Genomic DNA, 12196 nt, shown 5'->3' on the forward strand with positions numbered 1-12196 from the left:
GGTTTCTGATGAACAAGAAACTGCTTGCCGCCGCCGTAGCCGGGCTGCTGGTGTTCGGCGGCGCACCGGAGGCCCACGCCGCAAGGACAGCCGAGCCGTACGTCTCCATCGACGACACGCACGTGCTGAAGGTCGGTGACCCCAACGCCGAGAAGGTGGTGGTGCTGGTCTCGGGCTGGTACGGCGCGGCCAACGGGTTCCGCGAGCTGGCCAGGGACCTGGTGGCCGGTACGCCGGGCACACAGGTGTGGGCGGTCGACCGCAGGGAGGCAGAGCTGGCCGACCTCACCGGATTCCGTACCGAGGACCCCGCCACGTACTACCTTGACCGGGGCTATGCGCGCCCGAGGGAGACCAGGCAGACAGGGCTCCGCCAGACGCTGGACGACCTGCGCGAAGTGGTGCTGAAGGCCTCCGATCACGGCAGACGGCAGGTCGTGCTCGGCGGACACTCGTGGGGCGCGACGACCGCCCTGGCCTACGCCGCGTGGGACTTCCGCGGCAGGCCCGGCTACAAGGACCTGGACGGGCTGGTGCTGATCGACGGCGGGGTGCACGGTGCGTTCACAGGAGAGGGCGGCGAAATACACAACTCGCCGGAGGAGATCAAGGCCCGCCTGGCCGAGCTGGACAAGGGCGAGCCGTTCGAGACCGGCCTGTCACTGGGCACCGGGCTGGGCGCCAAGCCGGAGTCGGCGGCCATCTGGTACCAGCTCGTCGCCTGGTACGCCCACCGCGCCCCGCACGAGCCGTCGGCGCTGGCCGGCAGGCTCCCCGAGAGGTTGCGCCCGCCGCGCCCGGTGACGAACGCGGGCCTGCTCGGCTGGCTGGTCCAGGCGGCCCCGGGCACGTCTCCCGCGCTGGCCGTGGTGTCCGGGAGGCTGGGCGAGGACGGCGACTGGATCGACGACGGGATGACCCCGCTCAACCGGGTCGCCGAGGCGATGGCAGGGCCTAAGCCGGCCACGTTCGAGTGGTACTGGCCCAAGCGGCTCAGCATCGACCTGGACGCCGTCGACCCCTATGCCGACACCGAGTCGGCCAAGCTGCTCGGCCTGCGGCTGTGGCACACCCGCGAGGTGAACGTGCCGCTGTACGCCTTCGAGACCGGGCTCGACAAGGGCACCCAGCTGACCGCGGCCCGCTGGGTGGTCGAGCACTCCCGGATCCCCCGCGCCACCTACGCGGGCGACAGGAGGATGAACCACCTGGACCCGCTGTTCGCCGCGCCCGACCGCAACGAGCTGACCCGGACGCTGGTCCCGTTCCTGCGCGATCTCTGATGGACCACGTGTCAACGGGACAGGACGTCGTCCTCGGATCGGACTGCAAAGATCAGCCGAGCGTGAACGTCCTGGCGCGGATACGGAGCCGGCTGGGAGGGTGGACCTCATGATGGAGGACTTGCGGGACGCCGAGCGCCGGCTCCAGGCCGCGCAGCTCGCCGGAGATGTCGAGGCGCTGGATCGGCTGCTGGATGATCGGCTGATCTTTACCTTCGGTGCGAACGTTGCGACCAAGGCGGACGACCTGGAGCTGCACCGCACTCGGACGCAGGTCGTGACGAGGGTGGCCGAGGAGGAGTTGACCGTCCTCGCCGATGGGCGCACCGGGGTGACGTGGTTTCTCGGCACCGTCGAAGGGACCGTCTCCGGTACGCCGTTCAAGGCCAGGATGCGCTACACCCGTACGTGGCTGTACGAGGAGACGCACGGCTGGCGAATCATCGCCGTGCACGCCGGCACGACCGATTGACACAGCCGACACGTTGTCCGACGACCGGCCAGCCGGATGGTCGCCGGCGAGGTTCGCCCGCCCCCGCGGGCGGGCCGACGCTGGAAACCAGGCTGTCCCGGCAAGATCAAGCACCGATCCGGATCGCGGGAACTGCTCTGCAGTTCCGACACCGGGAGCTCCTGGACCACCTCGCCCGATCTGCCCCTGAGCCTCTGGACCACCGGGGCTTGCCGCGGCGGTAGCCGCCGTCATCGAATCGGCCAGGCGCTGCTTGAACGGGCATGTGGGGCCCGGGGTGCAGCTTTGTGGTCATGGCGTGGTATCCGTCCCAGTCGCGGTGGGATGGCCGGTGCCGGGGAGCCCCGCCCGGAGGTCCGGCCCCACTGTCGCTCGAGGACCGGCTGACGGCTATGCGTCGCGCATCCGCAGGAGCAGACCGCCGCCCAGGAGCGCCGCGGTGGCCCATGCGGCGAGTACGCTCAGGCCGGCCCATGGGCTGAGGGGCAGGCCGGCGAGGTTGGTGGTGGCCTGGACGGCGAGCCCGGCGTTCATCGGGGAGATCTGCCAGAGAAGCCGCTGCCAGTCATCGTCGGCGATCATGAGGATGAGGGCGGGGAAGAGGTGGAGCAGGCCGAGCACGACCCCGATGGCGGTGGCGGAGTCCCGTACGGCGGTGGCCACCCCCAGGCTGAACAGGGCGATCAGCGCCAGGTAGAGGACCGAGCCGACGGCGGCGCGCAGCATGGGACCGCTGGTGAGGACGAGCATGTCGGCGGGGAAGCCGTTGTCGAGCAGGACAGGCCGCGCAGCCAGCGCGGAGGCGAGCACGGCGACGCTCCCGGCGATCAGGGTCAAGCCGACCAGAATGATCGCCTTCGCGGCCAGGACGCCGGTCCGGCGCGGCATGGCGGTCAGGGTGAGGCGGATCATGCCGGTGCCGTATTCGCCGGTGATCGCCAGCACGGCCAGGATGGCGACGGCCGCCTGGCTCACCTGGACCCCGAAAAGGCCGATCTTGGCGGGGTCGTAGCCGCAGCCTTCCGCGGCACAGGACACGACGGCGCAGGCCGCGACGCTGACGGCGACGGTCAGCACCACGATCGCGAGCAGCAGCCAGCCGGCGCCGGCCAGGGTACGGAGTTTCGTCCACTCCGCATGCAGATGCTCTCTCATGCACTCCTCCCGCGACGCCAGGACACGTCCCGATGGGGATGTCTCATGCGTCCCTCCGGCGGAGTTGGAGGACGGCCAGGCCGAGGGCGAGCGCGGTGTAGCCGGCCGGCACGGCCAGGCCGGCCCACGGCGGCAGCGGGTAGAACCCGGCGATGGGCGCGTAGTGGCCGAGCACGTGCGCGTACTGCGGGATGCTCTGCTGGATGGCGAAGCCGGCCGCCGGGGTGAGGCGCAGCAGCCATTGCGCCGCGCTGTCGGGCAGGACCGAGGTGGTGGCGAGGACGTGCGGGACCACGATCACCGCGATCGCGGTGATGACCGCCGCGACGCTGCGCCGCAGCAGCGCGCCGAGGGCGAGGGAGAGCACGGCGGCCAGCGCGAACAGCGCCGCCATGCCGACCACGATGCGCACCTGGGTGAGCAGGGACACCGGGAGGACGGCGTTGCCGTGGTCGCGCAGAATCCGCCCGCCGACCGTGAACGTGATCGCGGTGGCAGGCAGGGCGGCGGCGAAGGTGGCCAGGCCGAGCGCCAGCGCCTTGGCCGCCAGCATCCGGCCGCGGCATGGGCCGGCCAGCAGGGTGATGCGGATCAGGCCGTGCCGGTACTCGGCGGTGATGAACATGACCGCCACCACGATCACCAGGATCAGGCCGGTCAGCACGCTGCTGAGGGGACGTTCGGGGGTCGGGCCCTCGATGGTCGGCGCGATGTCGCCGACACCGGTTACGGAGAAGGTGCCGCCGGACTGGCTGGCGCGGCCCGGGTGGTGCTGCGACCCGTCGGGCGCGATGGTGACGCCGATGTCGTCGTTGCGCCACGCGCCGGGCGTGTTGCCCTGGAGCTTGACCTGGTCGAACTCGCCGGTGGCTTCGGTGAAGCGGGCCGCCGCGACGGACCCGCCGAGATCTCCCTGCGTGACCGTCAGATCCCCGGGGGAGGTCGCGAACAGCCCGACCTGTACGGTCTGCGGGAGTCCGGCCAGGGTTGCGGTGCCGATCTGGGTCCAGTTCGTGCCGTCGGCGGATTCGTACCCGGTGAGGGTGTCGCCGGAGCGGGTCAGCCGGAGCCGGCGCGGCGATTGCCGGGAGACGCCGCCCGCCCGGCCGGCCACGTCGTGGGTGAAGTTGTGCTGCATCCGCACCCCGTGCTCGCCGGTCATCATCACCGCCGCGTAGGCAGAGCCCTGCTTGGTGCTCTCCTTGATCATGACGCCGGCCTTCGCCCACGGCACGAGGCCGGGAACCACGTTGCGCTGCCCCGGGGTGACGTCGGGCTTACGGATCTGGCCGGTCATGGAGGTGAGGCGGACGGTGATGCTGCCGTCTCCGGCCAGCGGCCGGTGCACGAAAGAGAACTTGTCGTCCACCGCTTCGCCGCCCGGACCCACCAGCGGCGGCGGGCAGGCGACCTCGACCGGACCAGAGCCGCAGGAGGCGTGGCTGCTGGAGGCAGACAGCAGCCCGAGCAGCACGGTGACCAGCGCCGCCGCGGTCATGGCGACCACCCAGCCACGTACCGTCCTGAATTTGATCCACTCCGAGCGCAGCAAACGCCCGAAGCCCCCGCGCCCGGCGGGGGGTTGAGAGTGAGTGCTCATCGTGCCGTTCCCCGGTATTCGACCGCATCGGCGGTGAGGTCCATGTAGGCCTGCTCCAGCGTCACCCGGTGCGTCGCCACCTCGGAGAACGGCACCCCGCCGGCGTTGAGTACCGCCACGATGTGCTCCGACGGCAGCCCTGAGACGGCGATCGTGTCGCGATCGGTCACGGCCATCGTGGCGCCGGCGTGGCCCAGCACCGACATCGCCTCCGCGCGCGCCGCCGTACGCAGGGTGACCCGGCCGCGGGAGGCGGTCGTGATGAGGTCGGCCACGCTGGTGTCGGCGATGACGCGGCCCTTGCCCACCACCACGAGATGGTCGGCGGTGTCCTCCAGTTCGCTCATCAGATGGCTGGACACCAGCACGGCCCGCCCCTCGCCGGCCAGCGACCGCAGGAAGCCGCGCATCCACACGATGCCCTCGGGATCAAGGCCGTTGACCGGCTCGTCCAGCATGAGCACCGGCGGGTCCCCGAGCAGCGCGGCCGCGATACCGAGCCGCTGGCGCATGCCCAGCGAGAAGCCGCCCGCCTTGCGCCGGGCGGCGGACTGCATCCCGACCTGTTGGAGCAACTCCTCGACCCGCCTGCCGTCCAGGCCCTGGGAGTGGGCCAGCCACAACAGGTGGTTGCGCGCGGTGCGGCCAGGATGCAGCGCGCCGGCGTCCAGCAGCGCGCCGACGTGGGTGAGCGGGTTGCGCAGGCTGGTGTACGGCCGTCCGCCGATCAGCGCTTGGCCCTCTTCGGCCGCGTCCAGGCCGAGGATCACCCGCATCGTGGTGGACTTGCCCGCCCCGTTCGGCCCTACGAACCCGGTGACCCGGCCGGGCAGCACGGTGAACGACATGCCGTCCAGGGCCAGGGTCGGGCCGAACCGTTTGCGCAGCCCGCTCACTTCGATGGTTGCTCGCATGCGATCGGTTGTACGGACCCGGCCCTAACACGGGCCGAACAGAGGCTGTCACACCACTGTCAGGTCCGGCGCGGCATCCTGGAACCCATGCGAATGCGGTGACGACCGGCGCGCACCGTACGGCTGCGCTTCACCGTCTTGTACGGTGCCATGTTCCTGCTGTCCGCCGTCGGACTGCTGGCCATCACCAACCTCGTGGGCCTCGGAGGGCACGGGTCAGCCAGTCCGCACACCCTGGAACCCCGCCGGTCGAGCCGACCACGCTCACCGCGGCCACCCGCCGGATCACGGCCGACAGCCTGCACGAGCTGCTGGAAGGGCTGGAGAGCTCGTTCGCCGCGCAACGCCGGTTCGTCGCCAACGCCTCTCACGAACTCCGCACTCGGCCTCCGGGGCGGATCGGACCACCTACAGAAAATGGCCGACTGGATCGCTCGGCCGAGGCTGCTCCAGCAGGATCACCATGACTCCGCGCAGCCGCCACATCCGGCATGCGGCGTGGCCGAGTGTGGACAGCCGACTCACCTGCGATGCGGCCGCGGGCGTCAGCCCTTGAGGAGAGGGCAGCGCGGTGCCCGACTGCAGCGGCCGGTCGGTCTCGTCCCGGACGAGCCAGACCCTCGTGCTCACCGGCCGGTCCTGCTTCACGTCCTGCGGCATGCGGCCATAGTGGCGCAGACCTTCCCGTGACCAGGCGGCCGCAAAGATGATCTGGTCGTTCGGCCGCTCGCCGGCCTCGACGATGTCGGCCGCCTCCCGGTACTGCACCTCGTGTCCGTCGGGAAGCCGTGACTGCACCTGCGGGAGCAGGACGAGCGGCACACATGCCACGGCCACGAGGAGCCGTGCCCGGCTGAGTCCGAGCCGCAGCGCGAACGCGGGCGCGGCCACCAGGACGTAGCGGGAGGCGTACACCGGTGTGGCCAGGTAGGAGGCCGCGTACAGAATCGTCGTCGGAGCGGCGCCCCACACCACCAGCCCCAGCCTCAGCGAGCGGCCGCCGTCCACCCACTCGCCGGCCGCCATCCGGCGCCACAGCCCCGCCAGCCCGCCCGCCACGATCAACCAGCCGGACAGAAGCGCCGGCAGATGGCCGGGATCCGCGGCCGGCTGCCAGGCGGAGGCCGTGCTGCGTAACAGCACGAAGCCCTCCCAGCCGGGCCGGGTCAGCCAGCCGACCTGCTCGAGCTGCCCGGCCGACAGCCAGGCCAGCAGCAGAGTGGGGGGCGAGCCGACGGCCATCCACAACAGGCAGCGTCTCGTCAGCACCACATGGCCGGGTAACACCAGCACCGCGAACAGATGTGCGCACGGCAGTAACGCGACGCTCACGGCGTAGGTCGACCAGCGGCCGTCCCCGCGTTCGGCCCGGTGGAGCGCCCAGAAGGAGAAGACCGCAGCGGCGACCGCCAGCGCGTACGGCCTGCTTTCCTGACCGAACCGGAGATCGACGGAAGCAGGAGCAGGGTCAGCCCCGCAACCGCGCCTGCCCTCGCTCCCCCGATCCGCCGCCCGAGATCCGTCAGCATTCCGGTCGCAACCGCCATGCCCAGCGCCGAGGGCAGCCGCACCCACCAGTCGGCCGTGCCCAGCCGGGTCATTCGGTCGGGCGTGTGCGCCGATTCAGGCGCAGCTGCGACTGCTCAAAAGCGGGGCGCGGCTGTCGGCTTGCCTTGGCCGCCGGCTCCATGTCCAGCCGGCTGCTGCGGGCCGCTGACCCGCGGGGGTAGCAGCACGGCGATGAGTACGGCGCCGAGCGCCACGCAGACCGCGCCCGCCATGAGCCCGCCTGAGTAGCCCATCATGGCCAGCGCGGCCACCCCGATGGCGCCGCCGATCTGCTGGACGGAGGTGAACAGGGCCGAGCCGAGACCGGCGTCCTCCTCGGTGGTGCCCTCGACCGCGGCCACCGCCATGACGGGCAGGCTCAGCCCGTTGCCCACACTCAGTATGAGCATGCCGGGCAGGACGTGGGCGACGTAGGAGTCGCCCGCCGCCACGCCGGACAGCACCAGCAGGCCGACGATGTTGACCAGGAACGCCGGCAGGAGCGCCCAGCGCGTCCCGATCCTGAGCGAGATGCGGGAGGACAGCCACATGCCCGCCAGGATGCCGGCGCCGTAGGGCAGATAGGCGATGCCGGCCAGGAGCGGGCTGTAGCCCAGAACGGTCTGCACTTGGATCATCAGCAGGAACGACATCGCGTACATCGCCATCGAGAACAGCAGGGTCGCGCCGTTGGCCACCGCCCGCGTCCGCGAGGCCAGGAACGATGCGGGCACCAGCGGTGCCGCCGCCCGCGACTCGGCCACCAGGAACGCCGCCGCCAAGGCCGCGGACAGCACGACGGCGCCGATGACGATCGGGGCGCTCCAGCCGGTCTCTCCGGCGCGCAGCAGCCCGTACACCAGCGACACCGCGGCGCCGGTGACCAGGACCGCGCCGGGAACGTCGAGGCGGCGCCGACCAGGCGCGCGGGACTCGGGGACCAGTCGGGGGAGCAACGCCAGGGCCACGGCGACGATGGGCAGGTTGATCAGGAAGATCCCACGCCAGGACACCAGATCGGTCAGCGCCCCGGACAGCACCAGGCCCGAGGTCCCGCCCAGGGCCGCGATACCGCCCCAGATGCTCAGCGCCCTGGCCCGCTCCTCCGGCCCCGGATACAGCAACGTGATCATCGACATCGCCGCCGGGCTGGCCATGGCAGCACCGCCGCCCTGCACAAATCGCCCGATCACCAGCTGCCATGGCTCCTGCGCCAGCCCGCAGGCCAGGCTGGCCACCCCGAACAGCGCCACCCCGATGAGGAAGACGCGGCGACGGCCCAGCAGATCAGCCAGCCGGCCGCACAGCAGCAGCAGCCCGCCGAAGGCCAGGAAGTAGGCATTGACGACCCAGGGCAAGCCGGACGCGCTGAAGCCCAGCTCATCGCGGATGCTGGGCAGGGCCACGTTCACGACGGTGTCATCGAGCACGAGCATGAACTGGACAAGACACAACACAATCATCGGCACCCGACGACGCTATGATCCGCCGCATTTGGCCACAATCCGCGATGAGGCCAGACTGTGTCGTATGGAGGACATGAGCGCGATCATCGTCGGCCACTTCCCGCTCGCCTCGGGGGAGTGGATCCCCCCGCACAGCCACACCCACCACCAGCTCGCCTGGACCCGGCGCGGCGTCCTGAGCGTAAAAGTGGGCGAGGTGTACTGGGTCCTGCCTCCCACCAGAGCGCTGTGGCTGCCCGCGGGTGTCACCCATGCCACCGGTGCGACCCGCGACGCGGTGTTGTGCAGCCTGTACCTGGCGCCGGAGCGCTGTCCGCTGGACTGGCACGAGCCCACTGCGGTCGGCGTCGACGGCCTGCTGGCCGAGCTGATCGGGTACCTGGACCGCACCGACCTCCCCGACGACGCGCGGCTGCGGGCCGAGGCGGTGCTGCCCGACCTCCTGCGCCCGCTGCCCACCCGGCCCATCGACGTGCCACAGCCCACCGACGAGCGCGTCCGGGTGGTGGCGGCCGCCCTGCTGGCCAACCCGGCCGACCCGCGCAGCCTGGAGGCTCACGCCCGTGCGGCCGGCGTCAGCAGGCGGACGTTGACGCGGCTGTTCGCACGCGACACGGGCATGAGCTTCGACCAATGGCGCACGCAGGTACGGCTACGCGCCGCCCTGCCGCTGCTGGCCGAGGGGCGGCCGGTGTCCCGGGTGGCGCACGACGTTGGATACGCCACGGCGAGCGCGTTCCTGGCAGCCTTCCGCCGCACGGTCGGCACCACACCCCGGCGCTACCTGCTCAGTCGTTGAGGCCCTGCGCTCGGGCCCGTGTCACCAGGGGCAAACACGGACCCGAGTGTCGTCCTCCCGGCGCATTCTTCGCGATCTGTGACCGCATGCTTACTGCATGGCCCCAGCCACTTGACCACTTCCGCCGCGACCTCGTGCACATTGAGCGACCAGCTCCGCTTACCGGTCTCGGGACCGACGGTGATAGACATCCGGCGTGGAAAAGAATCTGGAATTCCCTGACCTGCTGCGACTGATCCATGAACGGTCGACCGCCTTCCGCGCCGCGGTCGCCGCCGCGCCCAGTCTCGACGCACCGGTGCCGACCTGCCCCGAGTGGGACCTGTTTGACCTGGTGAAGCACCTAGGAGGAGGAGACCGTTTCTGGGCCGCCATCGTCGGCGCGGGGCCTGCCGACGCTCCCCCGGCCGAGGCCGCCGCCGCGCGCGCCGCTCTGGAAGTGCCGCGGGAGCGCGAGGCCCTGCTGGCCTGGCTGGATGAGTCGACGCGACTTCTGCTGGGCGCGCTGCGGGAGGCGGGCCCGGACGCCGGCTGCTGGGCATGGTGGAGTGCCCGGCAGACGCCACGGAGCTCCGGCGGAGTCGCCCGGCACCGGGTTCAGGAGAGCGCGGTGCACACCTACGACGCCCAGCTCGCCGCGGGCGCCCCGCAGCCAGTGCCGGCCGAGGTCGCCCTCGACGGCGTCGAGGAGTTCCTGTTCACCTGCGTCGCGACGTCCAGCGCCTGGCCGCACAAGCCCACAGCCTTCGACTTCCACGCCGCCGAGGGCCGCTCCTGGCGCCTCACGGTCGACGGCGACGGCGCACGTTCTGCCCGCATCCCCGCGCCCACTGCCGCGACCGGCGAGGACCCGGACGCAGCCGGCGCCGCCATCCATGGCACGGCCAGTGAGCTGGTCCTCTACTTGTACGACCGCGTCCCGGCCGACTCCTTGCACGTCGACGGAGACGCAGGGCTGCTCGACCTGCTCCGCGCCTGGGAGCCGGAGGAGTAGGCCCGGCGCTCGGGTCCGTGCCCAGGGGCGTCCCGTTCACCAGCGGCGGCCCGCCGCCGCGGCCGGGTCGGCGGCCGAGTTCGCGCTGAAGCGGGAGTGGCATCGCCACGGCGAGCCGTGATCCGCCGGCACCGCCACCGCCACCGCCTGCGGTGCGCGGCCTCACCCCTCGGACGGCACCGGCGCGCGCCCCGTCAGGACCCGCAAGCCCTCCAGCAGGTCCGCCGGAGCCGGCGCGCCGTCGGGGTCGACCAGCCACTGCGCCGCCAGGCCGCCCATCAGGGTCTGGATCACAGCTCCCACCTTCTCGGAGTCGGAGCCGAACAGCTCCGCCAGCCCCAGCCTGGCCTGCCGTCCCGCCTCCGCGAACGACTCGCGCAACTCGGGGGTGCGCGCCATGTGCGCGACCAGCTCGAACTGGATCACCCAGAGCGGCCTGGCTCGGGTGAAGGACTCGATGACCTTGGCCCAGGTCGTCTCGAAGTCTCCCGGTCCGGCCAGCGCCCGGCCCAGGTCGTCGGCCCATTCCCGCATCGCCTCCACCACCGCCTCGTTGAGCAGCGCGTCCTTCGTGCCGTAGTGGTAGCCGATCGCCGCCAGGCTGACCCCGGCCGCGGTGGCGATGTCACGTGCGGTCGTGTGGAAGTAGCCCTTCTCGTAGAGGCAGAGCTTGGCGCCTCGCAGAAGATCCTCGCGATTACCCATGACGCCATCTTACACATCCGTCTTGCACATCCGTCTAACACGTGCGTACTATTCGGGACATGAAGAACATCCTGATCTCCGGCGCCAGCATGGCGGGCACGACCCTGGCCTACTGGCTTCGCGAGCACGGCTTCACCCCGACCGTCGTCGAGCGCGCCACCGAGGTCCGCGAAGGTGGCTACAAGGTCGACATCCGGGGCGCCGCCCTCGACGTCGTCGAGAGGATGGGCCTGCTGGAGCAGATCCGCGCCCTGCGCACCGACGTCCGCACCGGCTCGGTTGTCGACGGCGAGGGCCGCCAGGTGGCCGGCATGGACGGCGACAGCTTCGGCGGCCGCGTCCACCAGGACGCCGAACTGCACCGCGGCGACCTCGCCCGGCTCCTCCACGAGGCGACTGACGGCGTCGAGTACGTCTTCGGCGACTCCATCGCCGCCATCGACGGCACCCGGGTCACCTTCGCCGGCGGGCTCGTCCGCGACTTCGACCTCGTCATCGGCGCCGATGGACTGCACTCCAACACCCGCGCCCTGGTCTTCGGGCCCGAGGAGCGCTTCGTCCACGACATGGGCTACAACGTCTCGATCTTCAGCGTGCCCAACCACCTCGGGCTCGACCGCGAGGAGCTCACCTACGTCGGCCCGGGTCGCACGGCGCTGCTCTACAGCACCCGCCAGGACACCGGCGCGAAGGCCATGTTCCTGTGGGCCGCCGCCCGCAAGACAGGCGACCGCGGCGAGCAGCAGCAGGCGCTGGCCGAGGCCTACCGCGGATCAGGCTGGGAGGTGCCGCGCCTGCTGGAGGCCATGACCGGCGCGCCCGACTTCTACTTCGACTCCATGAGCCAGGTGCGCATGGACACCTGGCACGCCGGCCCGGTCGCGCTGGTCGGCGACGCGGCCTACTGCGCCTCGCCCGCCTCCGGCCAAGGCACCAGCCTCGCGCTGGTCGGCGCGTACGTGCTGGCGGCCGAGCTCAAGCGGGCCGGTGGCGACCACACCGTCGCCTTCCCCGCGTACGAGGCGCGGATGCGCTCCTTCGTCGAGGCCAACCAGGCCCTGGGCACCGCCAACATCAAGCGGATGGTCCTGTCGAGCCGTTCCCAGGTGCGCCTGTCGATGCTGATGCTGCGCCTGGTCGGCCTGCTGCCCGGCAAGGACCGGATCATGGCCAAGGTCGTCGCGCCCATCCACCGCGCCGCCACCGCCATCGACCTGCCCGCCTGATGACACCTCGCGGACGCCCGCGGGACACACAGGT

The 12196-nt window shown here is 71.4% G+C and carries 11 protein-coding genes; 5 read left to right on the top strand and 6 right to left on the bottom strand.

Features of this window, described 5'->3' with window-relative positions; genetic code table 11:
• Positions 1-8: 8 nt before the first annotated feature.
• Both ABZ444_RS38455 and ABZ444_RS38460 read left to right on the top strand, forming a co-directional pair.
• Positions 9-1283 (top strand): alpha/beta fold hydrolase, encoded by a 1275-nt coding sequence (locus ABZ444_RS38455; RefSeq protein WP_358008222.1) that lies wholly within the window; start codon positions 9-11, stop codon positions 1281-1283.
• Between the two features lie 109 nt (positions 1284-1392).
• Positions 1393-1755 (top strand): nuclear transport factor 2 family protein, encoded by a 363-nt coding sequence (locus tag ABZ444_RS38460; protein WP_358008225.1) that lies wholly within the window; start codon positions 1393-1395, stop codon positions 1753-1755.
• A 390-nt stretch (positions 1756-2145) separates the two neighbouring features.
• On the opposite strand, the gene ABZ444_RS38465 is transcribed toward ABZ444_RS38460, so the two are convergent.
• From ABZ444_RS38465 to ABZ444_RS38485, 5 genes are all read right to left on the bottom strand, one after another.
• Positions 2146-2910, bottom strand: coding sequence for an ABC transporter permease (locus ABZ444_RS38465; RefSeq protein ID WP_358008228.1), 765 nt, complete (start codon positions 2908-2910; stop codon positions 2146-2148).
• A 43-nt stretch (positions 2911-2953) separates the two neighbouring features.
• Positions 2954-4408, bottom strand: coding sequence for a hypothetical protein (locus ABZ444_RS38470; RefSeq protein ID WP_358008231.1), 1455 nt, complete (start codon positions 4406-4408; stop codon positions 2954-2956).
• A gap of 98 nt (positions 4409-4506) precedes the next feature.
• Positions 4507-5424 (bottom strand): ATP-binding cassette domain-containing protein, encoded by a 918-nt coding sequence (locus ABZ444_RS38475; protein WP_358008234.1) that lies wholly within the window; start codon positions 5422-5424, stop codon positions 4507-4509.
• A 408-nt stretch (positions 5425-5832) separates the two neighbouring features.
• Complete coding sequence (locus ABZ444_RS38480) at positions 5833-6756, bottom strand: hypothetical protein (protein ID WP_358008237.1); 924 nt, start codon at positions 6754-6756, stop codon at positions 5833-5835.
• A 311-nt stretch (positions 6757-7067) separates the two neighbouring features.
• Complete coding sequence (locus tag ABZ444_RS38485; protein ID WP_358008322.1) at positions 7068-8435, bottom strand: MFS transporter; 1368 nt, start codon at positions 8433-8435, stop codon at positions 7068-7070.
• Between the two features lie 76 nt (positions 8436-8511).
• On the opposite strand from ABZ444_RS38485, the gene ABZ444_RS38490 reads away from it, so the two are divergent.
• Together ABZ444_RS38490 and ABZ444_RS38495 are read left to right on the top strand one after the other, a co-directional pair.
• Positions 8512-9237: a helix-turn-helix transcriptional regulator gene (locus ABZ444_RS38490; RefSeq protein ID WP_358008240.1), complete on the top strand. Its 726-nt coding sequence runs from the start codon at positions 8512-8514 to the stop codon at positions 9235-9237.
• Positions 9238-9433: 196 nt separating this feature from the next.
• Entirely contained in the window at positions 9434-10231 is a 798-nt protein-coding gene (locus tag ABZ444_RS38495) for a maleylpyruvate isomerase family mycothiol-dependent enzyme (protein ID WP_358008243.1), read from the top strand.
• 162 nt (positions 10232-10393) lie between these two features.
• Here ABZ444_RS38495 and ABZ444_RS38500 read toward each other — a convergent pair whose 3' ends face one another.
• Entirely contained in the window at positions 10394-10936 is a 543-nt protein-coding gene (locus ABZ444_RS38500; protein WP_358008246.1) for a TetR/AcrR family transcriptional regulator, read from the bottom strand.
• Between the two features lie 59 nt (positions 10937-10995).
• Between ABZ444_RS38500 and ABZ444_RS38505 the strand changes: the two genes are divergently transcribed.
• Positions 10996-12162 (top strand): FAD-dependent monooxygenase, encoded by a 1167-nt coding sequence (locus ABZ444_RS38505; RefSeq protein ID WP_358008249.1) that lies wholly within the window; start codon positions 10996-10998, stop codon positions 12160-12162.
• Positions 12163-12196: the final 34 nt, after the last annotated feature.

The organism is Nonomuraea sp. NPDC005730 (assembly GCF_040630865.1).
GTDB lineage: Bacteria > Actinomycetota > Actinomycetes > Streptosporangiales > Streptosporangiaceae > Nonomuraea.